Source organism: Bradyrhizobium erythrophlei, from assembly GCF_042430365.1.
GTDB classification, from domain to species: Bacteria; Pseudomonadota; Alphaproteobacteria; order Rhizobiales; family Xanthobacteraceae; genus Bradyrhizobium; species Bradyrhizobium erythrophlei.
Window position 1 is genome coordinate 57,499 of sequence record NZ_JBHMET010000185.1, and the last position, 20,916, is coordinate 78,414.

Annotated in this window: 12 protein-coding genes; 6 read left to right on the plus strand and 6 right to left on the minus strand. The window is 60.4% G+C overall.

All coding sequences use genetic code 11. From position 1 onward, the window contains the following. Positions 1–51 precede the first annotated feature (51 nt). Positions 52–402, plus strand: a complete 351-nt coding sequence (locus ACFFWD_RS26195) for a hypothetical protein (RefSeq protein ID WP_376970024.1) — start codon at positions 52–54, stop codon at positions 400–402. A gap of 248 nt (positions 403–650) precedes the next feature. Here ACFFWD_RS26195 and ACFFWD_RS26200 read toward each other — a convergent pair whose 3' ends face one another. Then, entirely contained in the window at positions 651–1,136 is a 486-nt protein-coding gene (locus tag ACFFWD_RS26200; RefSeq protein ID WP_376970026.1) for a hypothetical protein, read from the minus strand. A gap of 175 nt (positions 1,137–1,311) precedes the next feature. Here ACFFWD_RS26200 and ACFFWD_RS26205 point away from each other — a divergent pair, with 175 nt between their 5' ends. Further along, on the plus strand, positions 1,312–1,833 hold the full coding sequence (locus tag ACFFWD_RS26205) for a DUF4189 domain-containing protein (RefSeq protein ID WP_376970028.1): 522 nt from the start codon (positions 1,312–1,314) through the stop codon (positions 1,831–1,833). Between the two features lie 572 nt (positions 1,834–2,405). Next, positions 2,406–3,707 (plus strand): hypothetical protein, encoded by a 1,302-nt coding sequence (locus ACFFWD_RS26210; RefSeq protein ID WP_376970030.1) that lies wholly within the window; start codon positions 2,406–2,408, stop codon positions 3,705–3,707. Between the two features lie 1,554 nt (positions 3,708–5,261). Here the strand turns inward: ACFFWD_RS26210 and ACFFWD_RS26215 are convergent. From ACFFWD_RS26215 to ACFFWD_RS26235, 5 genes are all read right to left on the minus strand, one after another. After that, positions 5,262–6,035 carry a metallophosphoesterase family protein gene (locus ACFFWD_RS26215; protein WP_376970032.1) on the minus strand — a complete coding sequence of 258 codons (774 nt, stop codon included), beginning with the start codon at positions 6,033–6,035 and terminating at the stop codon, positions 5,262–5,264. Then, entirely contained in the window at positions 6,014–6,961 is a 948-nt protein-coding gene (locus ACFFWD_RS26220; RefSeq protein WP_376970034.1) for a hypothetical protein, read from the minus strand. The genes ACFFWD_RS26215 and ACFFWD_RS26220 overlap by 22 nt, the downstream gene beginning before the upstream one ends. 988 nt (positions 6,962–7,949) lie before the next feature. Beyond that, a complete protein-coding gene (locus ACFFWD_RS26225) occupies positions 7,950–11,216 on the minus strand; it encodes a hypothetical protein (RefSeq protein WP_376970036.1) in 3,267 nt (1,088 codons plus the stop codon). Further along, a complete protein-coding gene (locus tag ACFFWD_RS26230) occupies positions 11,216–16,543 on the minus strand; it encodes a hypothetical protein (RefSeq protein WP_376970038.1) in 5,328 nt (1,775 codons plus the stop codon). Before ACFFWD_RS26230 ends, ACFFWD_RS26225 begins: the two co-directional genes overlap by 1 nt. Before the next feature lie 859 nt (positions 16,544–17,402). After that, positions 17,403–17,687: a hypothetical protein gene (locus tag ACFFWD_RS26235; protein ID WP_376970040.1), complete on the minus strand. Its 285-nt coding sequence runs from the start codon at positions 17,685–17,687 to the stop codon at positions 17,403–17,405. 342 nt (positions 17,688–18,029) lie between these two features. On the opposite strand from ACFFWD_RS26235, the gene ACFFWD_RS26240 reads away from it, so the two are divergent. From ACFFWD_RS26240 to ACFFWD_RS26250, 3 genes are all read left to right on the plus strand, one after another. After that, positions 18,030–18,452 (plus strand): MarR family winged helix-turn-helix transcriptional regulator, encoded by a 423-nt coding sequence (locus ACFFWD_RS26240; protein ID WP_376970042.1) that lies wholly within the window; start codon positions 18,030–18,032, stop codon positions 18,450–18,452. Positions 18,453–18,505: 53 nt separating this feature from the next. Then, positions 18,506–19,690 carry an ABC transporter substrate-binding protein gene (locus ACFFWD_RS26245; RefSeq protein WP_376970103.1) on the plus strand — a complete coding sequence of 395 codons (1,185 nt, stop codon included), beginning with the start codon at positions 18,506–18,508 and terminating at the stop codon, positions 19,688–19,690. A 102-nt stretch (positions 19,691–19,792) separates the two neighbouring features. Next, positions 19,793–20,788, plus strand: coding sequence for a methyltransferase (locus ACFFWD_RS26250; RefSeq protein WP_376970043.1), 996 nt, complete (start codon positions 19,793–19,795; stop codon positions 20,786–20,788). The last annotated feature ends 128 nt before the right edge of the window (positions 20,789–20,916 follow it).

The window sequence follows — 20,916 nt, forward strand, 5'->3', positions numbered from 1 at the left end:
CATGACCGCGAAATCCGCGCCTGGCGATGCCCAAGTATGGGGAGGTGTGCCTTGAAACGACTTGCGGGAGTCACGTCGATAATCTTCTGGTTAGCCCTTTCGTTGAGGCCGATCTTAGCGCAAGAGCTGCGGATTTGCCCTCCCTGCTCCGGCCGGTATTGTCAGGCGATCCGGCAAAAGCTGATCTCGATCAACAGATGCTGGCAAAACGCGGAAACAGCACAGCTCCAGAGCCGACTAAGCGATGCAGGCTATTTCTACTGCACGAGGAAGCAGCAGTTCCGCGAGACCCCTGCCGCTGCGATACGTGGCTTTGAAACGATAAGACCTCCGCGCGACGCGACCGAAGCCGATCTCGACCAGTTCGCCGTCGAAGCTGCGGTACAAATGCTTTGCCCTTGACCAAAAAAAACATTCACGTTCACGAACCCTGATGCGTCACATCCAATCATCGGCTTGATCTTAGGCGCCGCCGTAACGAGTGGAGCTGTCGTATGAAAACGTTTCGCCCCCGATCGTGGGTAGCGACATGCACGGTCTTTGTAGTTTTCCTAACCGCCGATGCGGCCTTCGCCCAGAACATCCAATTCCAGCCACGTCCGCAGTTTCAGAACCAACCGACCAGTCCATGCAGCCGAGGACTAATCAACCTAAGCGAATGGACGCCGCTCGGAAGCGCCTTCGCGCAGGGCGCCGATCGCCTCGAGGTGTACGTCAACGATACGACCATCCAGGCTATGAACTACTTTACGCGCGCGGCCAATCGTCCGGTTTTGTACCTGAAGATTGACATTCAACTCCGCGGCGCGGCCGGTGCGCTGGCCCGCGAGAGGATCATGCTGGATGGACGGGGTCGATTCGCTCCGATTTCTGGCGCCGGTGGGCTCGTTACGGAAGGCGAGTTGCGACAGAACGTCGACAACTATCTTGAGCCCATTCCGCCGCGAAGCGCCTACGCCCTTGTAGAGCAGCATCTGCGCGATAGGCGCTGTTTCGGATAGAGCAGACGGCGGGCGAAGGTCAGGTAGGAGCGTTTTATCCCAGCGCTTGGCCCCGCCGGCGTCGATTGCCAGAATGCTCAACTCGGATTTGGTGAACGCGCGCTCGCTAGCGATAGCTACCGTTTCACCCAGCAATGCATTTGCGTTTCTCGTTGTACAACGCACTCCTAACCCACACCGTACGGGCGATTAAGGGTCAAGTGGCCGATCTCCTCTCCAAGGACTGAAAGAAAGCCAGGCCAGCAGGGATCGCGCGGGTAGTAAAATTCTGCTGTCTGTGGTTTCGTATGACAACCGGCGGGGAATGGCCATGCGGCTCGCACATCGCCTCACATTGACTTTCCTGATCGTCTCGTGCGGCATCGTTGAGTTACGGCCTGTCGCGCGAGCAGCTTGTAATAGCGTTTACGACAGTTCATGCCTCCCGGAGGAGCGCCAGCGTTTGCAAGAACGCAATCGGGAGGAACAACAAAGGGAGGAAGATTGGCGTCTGCGGCGTGATCAGGAGCAGAAAGATATCGAGCGTAGAAGCGCCTGGGGCGCCATTGCTTACAGTCCGAGCTCTGGCAGAGTGGGACGCTCTTGGAACCATTATTTCGAAAAGCAAGCGGAGCGAGATGCTCTCTCAACGTGTGGTCGTGACGACTGTGAGGCGGTCACGTTCTTTAATTCCTGTCGCGGAGTTGCGGTTGGAGACAATCCGGCACTGAATGGATGGTACGACGGCGAAGGAGAAACCGAAGAGGATGCGGAAGCTAGCGCTCGGGAAACCTGTGTGAAGAGCGGTCAGCGAAATTGCCGACCGGTCGCATCCATCTGCTCTCCGCGTTGAACAAGCGCCTTGCGAACGACGAGGAGGCGCGTCATCGATTTCGATAGGTCGCTGTGCATTCGACCCTCCGTTATCGTCTAAGACGAACGATCGAGACCCATAGCTGTGCGAATTACCGGATTCCGCGAGTGTACCTACCCTAGGCAACCGACACGCACATGAGAACAATTGTAAGCGCAGCATTCATCGTCATCGGACTACATACGCTGATCACGGGGACCCACGCACAATCCCTGAACCGACCAGAATCAGTTGATCGTTTCAACGTGAACCCTCAAGGGCCTATTCTTGCAACTCCTAAGGTTGACAATATCGACCCGGTCCGTTGCTTTGACCATGTACTGCGTGACGCGATCAACGCGACTCAAGCGTACCAGATCGTGTATGCGCCCGGCTGGACTCAGGAGGCCGAGTGCCACGGAAAAGCTTCTCATATTTCGGAGCTGGAGCCATGCTGGGTGCCTCTCCTACAGGCACGACCTCTAATCGAGCAGGCCGCTCGCTCGTTTGAGTCCGCGCGCCGGGAGCGAGCGCCAATGAGTAGCCAACTGGTTCGGGAGGGAAACGCGCTCATGAAGCAGGCCGGAGACCTGCTTGTGCAGGCACGACGATGTTTCCAGCCGGTCTTTGCTAAATGGCAGCAGAACGGCGGGCGCATTTCCGATTCGTCAGTCACCGCGCCGGTGACCCCGCAATCTGTTAACCCCACCAGCCCGACAGCACCGGCAGCGAGTGCTTCCATGGCGGATGTCTATAATGCGGCCAAGCGAGCTGCTGAAGCAATAAAGGCTGGTGACACCGGACCAAATGTGCTGGAGCCAGTTCAGAAGGCGCACCGCAATCTGCCATCCGAGCTGCCGCGCCCAATCGCCTGTTACGATTTGCTCGTTGACGCTCTCTCGAAACGCCGAATCCAGTCCGATTATGCAAGCAAAAGAGCCGACCAGGCCGTCGCTTGCTATGCAGGCGCAACTGATACTCAACAAAAGGTAACGAGTGCACCGCCAGGTACTGACCCGTTTCTGGCAGGAGTCCAGGATGGGACCAGAACGTGTGCCCAGTCCTTCGAAAATCTCGTGGGTGGGGTGCTTGCCTTTGTTCAAGGCGACTTCGTGCGGTCGCAGCAATTGCTCGGCATCGAGCACACTGACGTAGCCACCCAATTCTTGACCGCCATCGCGAATGATCTGACGACACCAGTCGCAACAGAACCGCTAACACCTTATGCGAATGGCTATCGGATTTCTCGACGTATTTGCATGTATGCGACCCTGTGGCGCCCGCGCGGTCCAAAGTCGCCTGCCGAGGCAGCCTCGCCACTGAACAATTTTCCGGCTTCGCCGGCACGTAGCTGGGAGCGTGGATTGGAATCCGGAGGGGCCAACGTCTGGAATGGACCTTATCACATCGATCCCTTCACGGGAAAGCGCTTCCCAATTATGGGACGATCACGCGTTCCGAGCTCTCATGCAACCTCAACCTATTCAAACAAAGGCGAGAGCCTCGCGTACCACGAGGCACGATTCACGCACGAAGAAATCGGCTTGCAGGCGCCCGCGGGGGCAAACGTGCCCGGCGCCGATTTCATCACGGCAGCTCGATCTAAGACAACTGCGCTGATGGAAATCATCGTCACCGACGTCAAAACCAGTATGAAGGGAAATTTCCCTGCGCCCAAGACGACCATTCCAGGATCGTGGCGCACCGAGGTTCTTGATGCCGTTGGAAGGCTTCAACTCAGCGACGCGGAGCTTGAAGCTGAAATCGCCGACGCAGTGATAAGTAACCGCATCCGGCTTCGCCAACTGAATGTCGACCTGGGGACTACGACTCAGGACATAACGCGGCAATCGGTGAATATTTCCGGATGGTAAGTATTCACCACTATCAGCCGGCAGGCTGCCGCGCGGCAATCAAGGTGGCACGGAGCATGCCAGGTCGCTGGCTTCCTCCCGAATCCGATCGGCGCTGGCCGATGCGGAATAACGCTTCTCGTCCGTTTCTCATTTAGGGTAGCTTTGCTCTCCCGCGCGCTCCAAGTTTTACTTTGAAAGTAGCGCGAGCAAGACGACGATTCCGATTATTAACCACACCAAGCGGGGATCGATAGTTGACTCGGTATCGGTGGGCGGCCGAAGACCAGGCGGGACACAGGCATGATGGTAGTATTCGGTCGCGCGTGAGGGCGCGATGTCGTGAGAAACCGTTAACCCCTCGTTTGCGATCACGCCCAATTTACACGCGGGGCAAGTATGCGTGTTGCGATACGTGTAACGGCAGACAGGACACGACTGCTCGGGCGTGGCAAGCCTGCGTGGCATCTCAATCCCGACGTGATGATAGACGAAAGGAAAGCTCTCCGGTGTGAAGCGGTGACCGCAACCCGGACAGGAGAATTCGTCGGGATCGGCAGGACGGTGCGAAGCTTCAGGGTCAGCAGGGCGGTGCGGAGCTTGGGTATCATCAGATAATTGGGGGCACTGCTCCGCCATCGGCGGCGGCTTTCCGGTCGTCTTGCACTCAAAACCGAATTTCTTTGCCGCGCGCTCACTTACGCCGCAACGTGTGCAGATCCTTTTCTCGTCAAATTCGTGAGACACCGTGGATGCATGCCTCGCAGCGATAAAGCGTTGGCGACGGCTCATGAACCGGTCGAGCAAGCTGCCGACATCCGCTTGGGGAGGCCCAAGAGGCCGCCTCGATTAGCGGCCGCAGGGCGCAATCAAATGGTTATAGAGACAGGCCTTCCACCGCGAAAGATCGGAATTTCGCATATTTGTCGCCGACTTCCCGGAGGGCAACACACTCAGGGTTGGCCGGCCAAGCCTTGATTTGCTCCATGCTATCCCAGACTAGAAAGAAAGTGGCGGAGAGTGTCAGTCAATCTCCATTGAAAGATAAAGCATTTTCGACCTTCCTACACCAAAACCCACCGTTTGAGCTAACGGAGTTCGCCCTCGACAAAAGCCTGTCCCGCCCAATGGCCGAGAAAAGACATGTCTTCCTTGGCCTGCTGTGGGTTGGTGATGCTGGGAGAGCGCCGGAGGGTACATATCAACTCGGCGGAGTGCCCTTTCAACTTTCGAAAGGTGCGGCGTGACGCGCGTACTCATGTATCATCCTCAGAATTTAAGGCTCACGACCTTTGAGTCTGGGTTGCACGGCTACGATCTTTTGGCATGTTTCGCCGGGCGCTCGTCTGGCAAATCCGAAGCATGACCCGAAGTGGACAGCCCTGGGCCACGACGGTCTGGAGCGCCGGATCGCGTCGAAACTCCGGCGCGCCTAGGTGGCGCTACGGGTCGCCGCGCGTTTGAACGAAGCCATGACTTGATCTGCAGTCGGCTACGACGGACCGGTAATTGCTGCAGAGCAGTCGGCTTAGGTGTGGTCGGTGTGTCGGTCCGGCAGCCCTTATCCCCGTTCACTCACGAACGGCCGAGGAGCATGCGGCGAAAGCGGTAGTACCGATCACGCAAAAAACCGATACGGTATCCGGCCATGGCGGCCTTCGCTTCCGTCAGAGCGTCATCATACGACACGCGCAGGAACTCGATGGTCAGCAGGACGCTGTCGAATAGTGCAAACTCCGCCAATTTCGGTTGAGGCTTGCGCGACGCGTCCAGCGATCCCGGGTTGATGAAATATTCGCGATCGGGATTCAATTTCACGACCAAGTTCGCGGGAAGCTCACGGATGTCTCTACCCTCCCCGATCTCGAAGATTCTTTGCTCGTGCACATGACCGTAGAAGCAAATCTTGCGACCCGGAAGATCCGCGCGAAGGTAAGCAACGTTCTCCGCGATATGGTGGATGCCGGTCATATACTGCTGGACGTCGCGCACGCCGCCATGAACCAAGACTGCACGATCCTCGACAGGAAGGCTTCGCGGCAGCGAACGCAGGTACTCGACGGTGCCGGGCCGGAGCGAGCGGCGCGTGCGCTTGAGAGCATGCATTGCCTTATTCGAGCAGCGCTCAAAACCAAGAATGCCGATGCCGATGAGATCGTGATTGCCCGCGATCGAGACTACCCCGCGCTCGCGCAAGATAGCAGTGCATTCGTCGGAGGCTGCGTTATAGCCAATGATGTCGCCGATACAAAGGAGCCGTTCGGGACCGTAAAGGTCGAGCGCCGTAAGAGCCGCGATCAGGGCCTCGCGATTGCCTTGGATGTCGCCTAGGATGCCGTAGAGAGCCATTGGCGCCACCATGCCATCATCAGTCTGAACAACTTGCGAACCTTCCGCACGAACGCCCGCACGAACGCCATTGCAAGCGGCGCGGGATCGCTCCACGCGAACACGTTGTAGACGGTTCGCGAGAAGAGGATCGAGGAAACCCAGTCCACGAGGGTCAACTGCCCTTGCCGCGAAAGCGCGCGATAGGCGCGCCAATCGAGCGGCAGGTAGAGCCAGCGCGTGTCGGTGCGGTAGGAAAGGCGTGGCGGCCGCCTCCCGGCCACGACGTAATTATAGGCGACCTCCATGAGGTTGAGGCCGTTCGCCGCGCCGAGGCAATGCCAGAGATTGAATCGCGCATTCACCTCCAGAGCGAAGTGCCGACCGGATAGGGCATCGGTCTTGAAGTCTATCTTGAAGGGGCCTTTCAGAGGCATCTGCTCGGCCAGTCGCCGTCCGAACGCCGCAAGTTCTTCGTCCTCGACCATCTCGATAAACGAGCTCTCGCCCGTGAGCGGCGGCGAGGTCCGCAACTTCCTGCCGACGAAGGAAGCAAGAACCTTGCCCTGCTCGTCGGAGACGCCATGGAATGACCATAGCTGGCGATCATCTCCCCGGATGTATTCCTGGAACACGAGCTGCTCCCGAAGGGGCGCAATGGAAGGATGGGCCATCGCCGCGCCGCCGTTCTCGAAAACGAGGGCCTTGCTGTGGTCGCCGAACAACCGAACCTGCAGGGGCGAATGGTGCCAATCGGACTTCGAGCGCGGCTTCGCGAGCACCGGGCCGTCGATCTGGGAAAGCATATCCCAGTCAAAGCTGCGCGGCACGGGAACTCCTCTGGCGCGCGCGAGTTCGTCAAACCGATCCTTCGTCAGCAACCCGATCGCGACGCCCGGATCGCACAGAAGCAGCAGAAACTTCTCCTGCAAGCGCTCGCGATGCATGTAGATGAGCTCGAGGAAGTAATCATCGCCATACATCAGAGGGACACGGCGGCCGAGACGGCTCGATAGTCGCTCGCCGGCGTCAAGCAGCGCATCGACCAGCGCAGTTGGTTCGCTGCGCGGCGGAAGAATGCAGCGGCCGCCGCAATAGCGTGAGGCGAATGTCGGATCATCGCCTTCGCTTGAGGCGACGATCGCCGGAATGCCCGCCATTCCCAGTGGCCGAAGCAAGACGGGGCCGGCCGCGAGCAGAACCGGTGGCCGCTTCGCGATATGGCGATCCCTCACCTCGAGCATGCTGGCCATTGCTCCTGCCCGACCACGCCGGCCAAAGCGTGTTGACCCGGCCGAGAGACCGCTAGTCCGCGCTGCGTCGCAGCATGGCCGAACGGCGGGCTTAAACTCAAACGTACTTTAAATTATGAGGAGCTTAAATTTAAATTGTGAGTTAGTTTTTGACACATATGTCAGCTTTCAGACTACCGCCGTGTCATTGGATCTCCGGATCTCCAGAAAACAGGCATTCTACCCTCGATTTCGGGCGTAAAGCCACCAAAGCCCGCGGTTGCTGGCTCGAGTTCTGCCGGCACGCTCCGAAATGGTGAGCATTCTGATCGCGCAGATGTCCGATTTGCTCGTCCCAATATCCAAATCTACGACGCGCACTTAGTCGACCTGTATCAACGGATCTTTGCGCGGTACCTCGTTGGTGTGAAGGGTGCAGAACAAAGGAAAGGGCGATTTAGCTCGGCTCTCAACCGAATTTCAGAACGGATCACGCTCGCTTTCCGAACGCTGTCCTGTCCAGAAGGAATCCTGGAGGTCAACCATCGAAAAGCAACAATTTACCTTTATATTCAATTGGATATGGCGGAGGCAGAGAATCTAGAAAGAAACTTGCTCCACCTGCTGCCTCTCAGGTCCTCTCGGTCAGGAAGAAAGCAGGAAGCAAACATTCTCCGGAGGGCCGGGACCGCTTCATTTGCGTCTAGGGCACGGGTACCAAAGCGATCTCACTCATACGCGCTAGGGGGTCCACGACAGCGAGATGCAGGGTCAGGGGGCCACTGGGATTAATACCTGCTGGGACGACGATCGAAAGCACCAGTGGCTGTCCCAGTGGCGGGAAGCTGCCATCAAGACTTTCACCGTTCACGATCCGGACAGGCTCGATCGGTTGGCCCGCCCATTGCGACCACGCCGCGAGGCAAAATTGCGCGACGGCCTTGGCATGCGCCTGCGGCGGGTTCGCAACGGTCACGGTGACGCTACAAGCTCCGCCAATGATCGTGCGGACTGCGGTGACGTTGGCCGGCGCCAGGGCCTGGGGTGGGTCGGGCGGCACGCGCATCAGAATGCGCGGAGCCGAGGGCAGGCTCACCGGTCGCGGATGGTTCGGAGGACTTGCAGGATCCAGGGCCGTCACGCCACCGGGCGGCGCGAGCGGCACGACGCCTGCCGGCAGATTGCGTTCGGGCGGCAAGCGCACTTCGGCCCAATAGGCATAGCGGACAAAGGGGACGAGGCCAGCGCCACCGTTGTCATCAGTGATATCGGCAGAAAACGCGCCATCCTTCAGTTCGAGTGGACCGGCAGCAATCTCCCGCGCGTAGATTGGATCGGGTACAACACCCGCGGCGCGGCGCATGCGGAATTTTGGCGGCTCGTTGCCCGGCGCGGCAGCATCGAACAGTCCGGGTTCGTCGCGCCGCAGGGTCACGAGGTCAAAGCCCTCGGTGCGCACGGTCAGGCTTGCGATACCGGTCACAGTATCGATCGATCCATCAATCCCTGGCGCGACCGGGCGACGGCTGTCGGGCACCGCAATCGGGACAATGCCGCAACTATCGAACGGCGCTTCGATGCCAGCGTCGGAGAGTGGGACGATCCTGAGAAACTGCACGGTCGATAAGCTGCGGGGCAGCTCAATCGTCGCAACGGCGCCGGTAGGGCCAGCCTTGATTGGCGGATCGGTCAGCAGGCGGAAGACTGTTTTGCTGACGACGGCACCTGACACAACCTTCTTCGCGCCGACTGCGCCGACCCGGCCACGAGACGGCGTGACGTCGGCCGGCGTGCCAGGTTGATGCAGGTCGGAAGCTGCAAGCCCCAGACCTTGCTGGTCAGTGAGATAGACCCGATGAAGCGAGCCATTTGCCGCCGGCCATGTCAGCTTGAGCTCGACATTTGGCGCCGGGCCTGGAGCGCTGGTCCAGAACAGACCAATACCGCTTGGAATGACTTTTGGTGGCCGTGGATCGGCAAAAGGTATGCCGACCTCTGCGGTCGCGGATTGGGCGCCGCTGTCGTCGACAAAGCGCGCCGACAAATTGAATGCCGCAGATTGCTGCGGCGACAACGCTGGCAAGGGAAGCGAGACGGATTGAAGACCAGGCGTCGAGAGATCGATCACAAGCCCGCCGAGCTCGATATGATCGATCCGGAACGCACCAGCCGCGAGGTCGTCCAATCGCGGCACCAGGATTGCTGATGCAAGACTGGGCTCCTCTGCGGCGGTGAACCGCTCCGCCGGCGGAAGACGCGGCACGGCCAGGGTGATACGGATATCACCAGGCGAAACATTCGCCGCCGAGTTCGGATCGACCGCGGCGGGCTCCACGTTGAAGCGCAGGATAGGCGGAGGCGGAACGGGACGGGCCGGAGGAGCGATCACGGCTTCGATGGTCGAGCCGAAGCGGCCGAAGAAATCGGACACCGCAAAGCGGAAGTTGCGCGTCGCTGTTTCGGCCGAAATATGCTGCTCGGAAATGATGCCGGCCGACGCGATCGTTCCGCCACCGCCGCCATAGAGCCGGATGCGCGACAGCGCTTCCATTTCATGTCCGAACGTTCGCGGTGTCGCGCGCTGCGCCGGCACATGATTGCCGACCTCGATAAAGGTATGACGTGACCTCCATAAGCCAGCCTCCTCCTCCGCAACGGCCGTCAGAAAGGCCAGCGGCGGATGCTGGAATGCAAAGCCTGCGCGGTAGCGCGAGCTGGGTGTCGTCGCGCTGCCTCTTTCCCAGCGCAGTTCAGTTGGTTGTGGTTTGGGCAGCGATGGCGGCAACCAAGGCGGTACGGGTGCGATCGCCGCCACGAAGGTTCGGACCACGAACTGCGCTCGCTGGACGCGATCGACGACTTTCTTAAGCCCATCCTCCGCCTTCCCGGTCCCGTCGTCCAAGGCGAGAAGCTGAACTTTGAACAAAGCCGATTCGCCTGGGGCCGTCGTCAACAGGTCCTTGCCGCGTTTGCCACCCTGCTCGAAGGCCTTTGGATCGATCGCGAATGTCCCAATGACGGCGAGGCAGTCCCATCCGCCGCGATCATCGAGGTCGGGCAGATCGTCAATCGTTCCGGCAAAGCCCAGGAACCGGGCAAGGCCGGGATCCATGGCCGCGAACTGCAGGCTGCTGAGGCGCGGTGTGTTGGCAAACTGCATGACCCCGGATTCGGATAGCTGCTGGTGCTTGTCGATCTGCTTCCACGGGGCCGCGCCATCGTTGACCAGCCTGGAAACCATTGCTTCGACGCCTCCGCCAGGTTGCGGTGCTGCCAGGAGCGCGTTGACTCGCGCAAGCTCATCGTCTGGTCCGACCGGATCGAACGGGCCGTCAGGCTGATCCATCACGTTCAGCCGTTGCGGCGCTCCTCGTTCGACCTGCTTCAGACCGGCGTTCCGCGTCAGCGTGCCAAAGTACCAGGGGAATACGCCCTGAATCGGAAGGCCGAAAATGCCCCCGAGCTCACCCGGCTTTTCGCGGCCGGAAACGTCTGAAATTTCAATACGCCTGGTGCTGATGCCGACGCTCGCGGCTATCCCCTCGAGCCGCAGCCTGTGCATGACTGGCGCCGAGAACATCCATCTCGGATGAGCCCGCTCGGCGATGGTCCGGCTCCGCTGGTCCAAAAGCGCCGCCCGCTTCAAGCGGTCGTCCGCATCGGGATGAAGATCGACACGGACCGTGCGCTGCTGGTCGGTATCGGCTGTCACCAGCGTCACGTTGGCGACTCCAAGATTGCCCAGGTCGAGTCCGCCCACAACATTGCCACCGCGATCGGAGACGACGATGCGCCGCGGTTCAGACTGCCTGCTCCTGATCTTGAAAACGACGAACGGCGCCAGTGGAAAACTTCCGCCTGTCCCGGCAAAAATCCTCAGATGCGTTCCCTTGGGCAGATCCTCATCGCTGCCGTCCACCGCAAAAGAATAGCCGGACATGATTTCGGGGGGAGCGAACAGCGTCGGCATTATGGCTCCTCCGCAAACGCAGGCATGGATGGAAGCGCGAGCGTGCCCTTCAGCGGGACAGCGGAAGGACCATCGTTCAAAGCAAGGATCAGGGACGGCTTGATCGTCACGAACCGAGCCCCGGGAAGGTGCAAGCCGCCGCCGATCAGCTCCCGCGTGATGACACGGAAGGGTTTGGAGGTAAGGAATATGCAGCGCGAGCCGGAGCGATCTCGGATCTGCACCTCGAATGCGACGCCGCTGCCACTGTGCCCCATGGCAAGCGCGAGCCCCTGAAGCTCCAGCCGACCCGGACGATGGATCGGTTCGGGCGACTCGACCATCAGGCCGGCGAAGAACCATGAGCCCGGTGCGTGCAAGGACCACAGCCGGCTGACACGCGGCGTGGTGGCGAGCGGCCATCCGTCCAGGCCCAGGGAGAGAAGTGCGGATTGGTACGAGGTATCACCGACTTCGCTCTGTGGGGCGCCAAAGGATGAGACGTCGCAGCGCAAATCGCCGATAATCACCGGCGGCGTCACCTGGCCGGCGACCGTGAACCCGAGGCCCGCCAGCATGTCGGTCGGGGCGCGCCAGCGCGAGGTGCGGAAGGTGACACCGGACAAACGGCCGTCCGCAACGCCTGCGTCACTGGCCTTCGCGAGCACATAGATCTCGTAGAGAGCCTGCGGCTCGAGCGGCTCGAGCACGGTGCCCGTCGTGCCCGGTTTCGGAACGGAGCAGTCCGATGCCGTCGCATAGGACAAGCGAAGCTTGTCAGTGTCCTTGAGGAAGGCGGCATCCAGATTGAAACTCCAGATCGGCGTCAGCAGCTTCGGAAGCGCATAGGCCGGACCGGGACGATCGACACGCCTGATCGCGACCTTCAGATCGAATCCATACGCTTTCGCCAGCGCAACGACATGATCCTGCGTGAAATGCGCCCGCAGCGGATCATCGCAAAAGCGGAATTCCTCGCTCTGCGCCGGCTGATAGCCGGCCAGATAGCGCTGCACCATTTCGGGCTGGAAGTTGTCCTGCTTGACGTGCAGCCATTGCGTAAATCCGGCATGACCATAAGGCAGCTTGGTGGCCCCGGCCGGAGGCTTGGGCGTGGTCTTGAAGAACAACTGCCGTTTGGATGGCGGCGCCGCGCCGCCTTTCGGGGTGTAGCCGACCTGGTCGGACTTGCTGTCTACCAACACACGCTGTCCGGTCTTGTCCTGCTTGTACAGCTCGCCCGACCAAGTCATGTCGATATCGAGACGATAGAGTTTGCCTGGTTCAAGGATTGTGCGTTGATAGGATGTGTTCGCCTGGGGATCAGTCTTGGGACCGGCCGCAGCAGCGGCGGCGGCCGCTGCGGCCGCGGCTGCGATGGCCGCATTCTCGGCGGCAGCGGCATCGAGTGCGCTCTTGGTCATTCCGCCGAGGCCGACAACGCCGAGCGCCTCACCGAGGGGCCAGGCGACGCTGACTTCGCTTGCGGGCTGGCCGGGTGGCGCCCGGAAAATCCCGGCAACCTCGCCCGTCCCCAGTGGCGCCGTGAAGGCCAGAGGCCAATTGTGTCCGCCATCATCAATTACCCGCAGACCGGCGCTACGTTCGCCTTGAGCGAAGAGCCGTCGATCGGCAACCAGAATGATCTCGCCGTCAAGAATCGCTTCGAGAAGAATTAGATCGATCCGCTGGGCAATGTATTGAATAGCCACGTCGCTGTTCAGCACCTCGGAGACCGCCGCGCCAGGGATCCACGACAGGTCGGGCACATTGAGATGACCGCGAAATTCACGTTCGATCTTGAGCGGACCAGGCCAAGCCACAAGCTGAGCCGGCGACAAGGAATAAGGTGGCGGCAGGAAGGACGGGTGATCCGGCATGATTGCCTCGCCCGTGACCGTGACGCCGAAGTGCTCCATCTCGGCCTCGACGTGGCTGTCGAGGACACCGGGCCCTGCCGGGTCGGGCGGAATCTGGAATCCGTCGCGCAGTGGCACGGCAAGATATCCGATGGCCCAGCCGCGCTTCGCCGAGACGGAGTGATGGCAAACATCCGCCGCACCAGGCAAGGGGTTGTTCGGGAGCTTTGCAGGATCTGCGACGCGATTGACCCAGAGGTCAGAGGATGCCGAGAACAGGACGAGTTCGTCGACATCCGCGCCGGGCGAGGTCGTGGTGCGTGGTGTCTGCCAGCGCGCCGCGAGCTTGGTGCCCACCTTCTTGCCCGCGCCTGCGAAGGGATCGGCTTCGCCCGTCACATCGAACAGTTCCACGCGATCCAGTCGCCAGACGTACCGCAACATGTCGTTGCCGGTTGCGGGTGCGGCCGGCAATGCACCTGGCCCCGCGATAAGCGGAAATTGCGTGGCGGCGGACGGAGCGATCTTTGGCGAAATCGAAAATGGCAGGGAGATCATGGCGTCGGGCCAGACCCGCATCTCGTCGGTGATCTGCGACGGGTCCTCAACCAGCCTCGCCACGACCCGATACGTATCGTCCGTGAGCGTTCCGAGCGAACCGAGGCGGTTGCTATTTGAGTCAAGTAGATCGAGCGGATGGCGATCCGGGTTGGGCAGAGCCAGCGCTGGCTCCGATCCGAAGGAAATGGTCACCGTTCCCTCGACGTCGAAGAAGAGGAGCTCAATCTTTCCGGTCACCTCGGCGAAGAAGTATTTTTGCGCCTGCATGACGATGAAGGCGACTTGGGCCTGCACGCCGAGCGAGAAGGGTCCGAGATTGAGGCTGCCGCCGGCGCGGCCGAACCCGGCCAGGATTGGGGGCTTGGAGCCTACGAGAATATCGACACTCGCGTAGAGCTCAGCCCATGCAATCGGTTTTGGACCGAACTCGTTCTGCAGGGCGAAGCCGAAGGCGACAACGAAGCCATCGGGCCGCGTGATCGGACCGGAAGGCATCGGTCGCTGGTACGGCCAGCTCTCGATGCCCTTGCCGCGCATCATCACATAGGCGTCGGCGCTGACATCAAGAATGCCCGGGAGGACGACCGCGGAGATCGGCCCGATGCCGCGGCCCTGGTTCGGAGCTCCACCCGGATAGCCGTCGGCGCCGAGATAGAGATACCAATCCGACGTGTCTGGCTTGAACGGAAAGTGGCCGGCGAGCGGAACCTGAATGGATAGCAGGGGCAGCAGATCCACCTGCCCAAGAACGCCAAACGACAGGGCCGCGCTGTCTACGCCGATGAATCCGAGGAAACTGATCCCGGGGCTCGGCGGATAACTGGGATCACTGATCTTGACCGCGGGCTGCAGCACGCGGCCGTTGAGCGCGCCGCGTATTGCGATATCGGGAGCGGTCACTAGGATTCCCGCTTTGGCGGAGAACGAGAAGCCAAAGTCCGGCAGTGTGCCGACCACGCCACTCAGTCCGAAGGAGAACTCGCCTTCGCGAGACGAGAACCGGCCAGGCCCATCCGGTGTCCACTGAAGTTGGCGTCGCACCGGATCAGGGTCGTCGCCGTAATTGGGCACGGCGGCGATGCCAAAAAGGCCACCGATCCCGAACAGCCCAAATCCCGAATTGGCCAGCGGAATAGGCGCGGGAAGGTCGACGCCGAGCTGCAGCAGAATCATCGGCGGCGCATACACCACGCTGGCATCGGCTGCGATGTTGAGAGGAACGACCTTTGCAGCGAGATTGGCCGCAAATCCGTTCGCAAGCAGTTGCAGGCCGCCAGTCCCATCGATCGCTCCGGGAATGCCGATGCCCGCCGATAGGCCGCGGATCGACGCGCTGATCGACCCATCATTATTATTGAGCTCGGCACGGATCGTTGCACCGGATACTTTGATCGGACCGAGGTTCAGCTTGAACCTGAGATCGACCTCAATCCAGCTCGAGCCGCGTCCCGACCGGCTTCCGAGCACATCAAAGAGCTGCTCGAGTCCCTCGACATTCCACGCACCGGGGTTTTCGACCTCCATGGTTGCGCGATCGAAATCAAGCCCGACCATCGCGAGCCCGCTCTTGCTCGGGTCGACGCTCATCCGCGCGTTTCGGATACGGATACGCATTGGTTGGTTAGGGCTCATCGAGACCGAGAGCACGCCGATGCCCACTTTGGTCACTCGTATCGCAACAGAGTAATCGAGCGTCACCACGACCGGGCCGCCAATGGGCGAGCCATGGCCGTCCGCCTCGATTTCGGCGCCGTGCAGAACGAACTTGCTGTCATCGGAGAATAGTGAGGAAAGCACGCCTCCGGCCGCGAGCAGGCCATAGAGGACAACACCCTTGGTGTCTCCGACCTGAGCGTTGCGCGCGACGTCCTTGTCGGCGATCAGGGCGGTCGCGAGCGCCGCCGTGGTGTTGAATATCTTGGCGCCCCCCATCGAATTGGCGGTAACCGACAGAATTCCGTCCTCCCCCTGCGCTGCCACGCCCAGCGTGATCCGGAATATGTCCTCGTGATTGACCGGGTTTCGTGCGAAGGCCGCACGCGTAGTCACCGGTTTTCCTGCCGCGATCGCAAAGCTCTTGCTCGCACCGTCGTTGAATATCCCCTGTGTGCCGTCGAGAGGCAGTTCCATGCTTGCGGCAATCAGCGTGGGCACAAGCCCGGACAACCCTCTCGCCGTTGGATCGCGACATTCGATCCGAATGCTGTAGCCGAGCTTCGCGGGCTGGCTGCCGGCGGCGGCTTGTGCCGGCACCTTGCTTTCGACCACCAGTTCAACGCCAGCCGCGCCAAACGAAAGCTCAAAATATCCTTTGATCGCGCGGCCGCCGAATAGCGGTACACCCGCCGGAAGATAGAAATCGAGCTCGCGGGCGACGATGCCGCGCCAGGCATTGTCATCTGCGGGAATTGCAGCCAGAGGAGGATCGAGTCCGGGAGCTCCAGCGCCTGGGGCCTTGGCGTTCTCGCTGTCGTCGATCACGAGCGCCGGGATATTGATGCCGATCCCCGAGCTGCCGAACACAACCGTGCTTGGCTCAAGTCCAAAAGCCACGACGCCTTCGGTCGAATCCGTGTCGGGCGTAAATCGCATCGATGCCGGTCCCGTGCCGTCGCCCTGGATCAGCAATGATGGGGCAAGCTGTGATCCTGCTTCGTCCGAACGGCTGACCAGGATTGGCTTTTGCAGGGGATCGCCGTTGGGACGCGGCTGAAGCGTGACCGTCCCGTCGGCATTGTTGACCAGACTGGCGCCAGTCAGGGCAAGAGCCGGCAGAGCATCCACGAATTTGTAGATGAAGAACAGCTGGCCTTGCTGAGAGACCACCAACCAGAACTTGAACGCGGTCGGGGCACCGGCAGGATCGAGCTTTAACTTGAACGGAGCAGAGGCAACTATGCCGCTGGGCAGGCCAAGTGAGAAGTCCAAGCCTGGCAAAGGGCTCTTGCTTAAGTCGCTCGTTAGCTTGACGTTTCCTGTCGTTATGCCGGCGGCTGTATTGGTCGGTCCATCGGTCTCCAGGGCGGACAGGAGTATTTCGATGTCAGACGGCAGAACAACGTGTTGGAGAACTCCGGCGCTCGCAAGCAACGACTTGATGGTTGCCATGGCCTTGCCCCTCCGCCGCACCTCTCGTGCGGCTGTAAAGAAAGAGTAGCCATCGGCGAACGAAAGAAAAAACTGTCTTAAGAACGCAATTTACGACCTGTGACGCCGACGCCTATGAATTGACTAACTCTTTTTCCTTCTTGACATAAAACGTGATGCTTCTGGACGAGCTTGATGGCATTTGTTTGATGCATTGGGAGCTTAGTTGCAATCATACACCCATACAATCAACTGTCATCAGGAAAGAGAAATGAAAGTCGCAAAAGATTGCAGATCTCGTGAGCGCTGACTCAACTACCGCGCCCGATGCGACCGCACTACCGCGCCCGATGCGACCGCGTGTTCAGTCGAACTGCCGTGTCGTAAAACCGATGTTATGGAAGAACACGGGCTTTGGCTGACTAAGCGAGTACTCGAGATTCCACCGCGCGCAGGCGCGCGACGTTCGCATCGACCTCAAAACCAGACATCCGGGCCGCCCATCGACAGGTCCACGAATGGCCACTCGGTGACCTTGCAGGCTTGGCCTTGGTCGTCCCGACGATCTATCGGGTGATCTGGCGAAAGCTGCCAATGGGCAGGACTATCCGAGCCACGCGCAGGATGGCCCTTGACAGCAAATATAATAAGTATTCTAATCATATATATTCTTACTAATACACAGAGCGAAATTCTGCATCTACAGCGGGAAATCGACCACGGGCACTCGAACCTTCAAGAAAGGAAAATCGTCATGCCAGATTCCAGCTTCAATTTCGGTCATTTTGTCAGCGATTTCGTCCACTCGCTCCCCCAGGACCCAATCACACCCCAGGGCCTGCTGGTCAGCAGCTTCGTCCATGACCTCCATCTCCACATTCCCCCAAATCCAGTATCGCCCGCTCACCTCGTCAGCGATTTCGTCCACTCGATCCCCCCGGACCCAATCACCCCCCAGGGCCAGATCGTCAACGACTTCGTCCACGAGCTGCACCACCCGACCACGACCTTGTTTGGAGTTGGCGCCGACCCCGGCTTCTTGATTACCTAGAGGTCCACCAAGGCGACCGCGCGTTGCGCATTTCAGCGCGCGGACGCCTGTTGGCACTTCTCGGACTTTGCGCGAATTCTGACTTGAGACCGCAATCTGCCTCGACGCAGATCATATCTAGCTAGCTTTCCGCTGGGGAATTTCATGCACGAGCCTCGCCCGGGACCAAAGGGCCCAAAGGCAAAGTCACCACAGGTGCTGCCGTCGCACAGAGTGCCCGCGCATCTGGCACGCCGCTTTCACCAGATCTGCCTTGGGGTAACGGCGGAGATTCTCGTGCATGAGGATCTGACACCGATGCTCTATGGGGTCATGGCCGCCATTCTGGAGGAACCCGGGAGCGGCCAGCGACAACTCGCAAACCGCCTCGGCGTCGACGCGGTCACCCTCGGCCAAATGATCGAGTTTCTCGAGCGAAAGGGGCTGGTCAAACGACAGGTGGATCCCGACGACCGGCGGGCCCGCCAGCTCTATCTGACCCGGCGCGGCACGGATTTGCGCCATCGGTTGCGCCCCTCCTTGCTCGCTGCGCAGGAGCGGATTCTGGCGCCGCTGGCGAAAGCGGAGCGCGCCGCCCTCCTCGACATGCTGGCCCGCGTGATCGAAGCCAACGACTCTTATGCCCGTCCGGGCCACGGACGGCGAAAGCCGCGACCCAAAACCGATCTGCCAATCGATGGAATAGGGAGGCGACAATGACGTTCCTGCGACAGCTGACCGCCTTAGTTCCGTGCGCCCGCTCCGGAACGTCGATGCTGGCTCGATGGTGCTGCATCGGCCTGGCCAGCCTAATGCTGGCGACGCCTTTGCCGGCGCAAACCGGTGCCGGCGAAATCAAGATCGGCAACACGATGCCCTACAGCGGCGCCGCATCCGCTTACGGTACGATCGGGCGCATGGAAGCGGCTTACTTCAAGATGCTCAATGAACGGGGCGGCATCAACGGTCGCAAGATCAATTTCATCTCACTCGATGACGGCTACAACCCGTCGAAGACCGTCGAACAAACCCGTCGACTGGTCGAGAGCGACGGCGTGCTCCTGATGTTCAGCGCGTTCGGGACAGCGACGGTCACAGCCGTACAGAAATATCTCTCGGATCAAAAGGTGCCGCAGCTGTTTTTCGTTACCGGCGCCAGCAAGTGGGAAGATCGCAAGCAACATGGCTGGATGATCGGATGGCAACCTACCTACCATGCCGAAGGAATGATTTTCGCAAGCTATCTGTTGCGCTCCAGACCGGACGCGAGAATCGGCGTACTTTACCAGAACGACGACTATGGCAAGGACTACCTGCAGGGATTGAAAGATGGTTTGGGCGCCAAAGCCTCCGCGATGATCGTCAGCGAGCTGACCTATCAGGTCAGCGATCCAACGATCGACTCGCAGATTGTCGCCTTGAAGGCCTCCGGCGCAGACGTCTTCTTCAACGTGACGACGGCAAAATTCGCGGCTCAGGCGATCCGGAAAAGCGACGAGATCGGATGGAAGCCGCTGCATCTCATCAACTCGATCTCATCGGCGGTCGCATCCGTGCTCGAACCGGCCGGTCTCGACAAATCGGTCGGCCTGATCACCGCGGCGTACGGCAAGGACCCAACCGATCCTCAATTCAAAGATGACCCCGGCGTCCGCGACTATTTCGATTTCATGCGCACATATTTCCCCGAAGGTGATGCCGTCAATATGCAGAATGCCATCGCCTACAGCCGGACCATGACGCTGGTGCAGGTGCTGCGGCAATGCGGCGATGACCTCTCGCGCGACAACATCGTGCGGCAAGCCAACAAGCTTGATCTCGAGCTGCCGATGTTGTTGCCGGGCATCAGGGTTCGCACCGGGATCGATCGCCCCTCGGCCATCGCCGAAATGCAGTTGCAGCAATTCAGCGGCCGCAGTTGGGAGCGATTTGGCGGGCTGGTTGGAATGCGGAACTAGCGTGCGACGCGTTGGAATGAAACCGCCCGCAGGGTTGTGATCAACATCATGGAGGCGACAGTGTCCAAGCCACCAGGCCCAGTGCCCGAAGCCTCGTCGCTGATGCCGATGATTACCGGCGCGTGGGCCTCGCAGGCGATCTGCGTCGCGGCGAAGCTTGGCCTTGCCGACCTGCTGCACGACAAGGCGCGCCACGTCGCCGACCTCGCCGTCGCGACAGAGACGGACCCCTCCGCGCTTGCCCGCCTGTTGCGCGCGCTGTCGGCGTTTGATGTGTTTTCGGAAATCCAACCGGACGTTTTCGCCTGCGCCGCGCTCGGCGAGCAATTGCGGACCCGCGTCCCAGGCTCATTGCGCAATTTTGCAATTTTCGTCGGCTCCGAAGATACCCGCAGTGCCTGGAGTGATCTGGCCTACAGCGTTCGCACCGGCAAGTCCGCCTTCCGCAAGGTTTTCGGGACCAACACGTTCGAGCATCGCGCAAGCCAACCGGAAGAGGCCAGAATTTTCAATGAGGCGATGGCGGAGATGACCCGTCAGGTGGGCAAGGCAGCAGTCACTGCTTACGATTTCAACCGCTTCAAGACGATCGTCGATGTCGGCGGCGGCAACGGAGCATTGTTGTCCGTCGTTCTGTCACGGTGTCCGGGCCTGAACGGTACGATCTTCGACCTCCCATCGGGCACGTCGGACGCCTCCAAGGCTCTCACCGCGGCGGGCCTCAGCGACCGCTGCCGGATCGTGCATGGAGATTTCTTCAAGACCGTGCCGCCGGGCGCCGATGCCTACATCCTAAAAAGCGTGATTCACGATTGGGATGATGCCAGCAGCCGGGACATTCTGACGAACTGCGCCGCGGCCATGACCGCCGACAGCCGACTGCTGCTGATCGAACAGGTGCTGCCGGCGCGGGTCGAGGCCATCCCTGCACACCGACGGGCCTGTCTGACGGATCTCAACATGCTGGTCATGACAACGGGTTGCGAGCGCACCGACGCCCAATATCGCGACCTGCTGGCCTTGAGCGGCCTCTCGGTTGAGACTATTGTCGCAACCGCGTCGCCCTTCAGCCTGATCGAAGCGCGCCGCATTAGCTGAATTGTCGTGGGTGGCTGGAACAAGGCAATCTTAGGCTTTGCCGCCATAGCGAAGTCAAGCTGGCACAGAACCGGGCCGCTGAGCGCGGTTCACAGCGCGACGACGCGATGTCTGCCTCGGGTCTTGGT

Bases quoted from the DNA above. Each gene is read 5' to 3' on its own strand.
- ACFFWD_RS26205 (WP_376970028.1), top strand. From the start codon at position 1,312: ATGCGGCTCGCACATCGCCTCACATTGACTTTCCTGATCGTCTCGTGC.
- ACFFWD_RS26210 (WP_376970030.1), top strand. From the start codon at position 2,406: ATGAAGCAGGCCGGAGACCTGCTTGTGCAGGCACGACGATGTTTCCAG.
- ACFFWD_RS26215 (WP_376970032.1), bottom strand. From the start codon at position 6,035: ATGGCTCTCTACGGCATCCTAGGCGACATCCAAGGCAATCGCGAGGCC.
- ACFFWD_RS26220 (WP_376970034.1), bottom strand. From the start codon at position 6,961: ATGCATCGCGAGCGCTTGCAGGAGAAGTTTCTGCTGCTTCTGTGCGAT.
- ACFFWD_RS26225 (WP_376970036.1), bottom strand. From the start codon at position 11,216: ATGCCGACGCTGTTCGCTCCCCCCGAAATCATGTCCGGCTATTCTTTT.
- ACFFWD_RS26245 (WP_376970103.1), top strand. From the start codon at position 18,506: ATGCTGGCTCGATGGTGCTGCATCGGCCTGGCCAGCCTAATGCTGGCG.
- ACFFWD_RS26250 (WP_376970043.1), top strand. From the start codon at position 19,793: ATGCCGATGATTACCGGCGCGTGGGCCTCGCAGGCGATCTGCGTCGCG.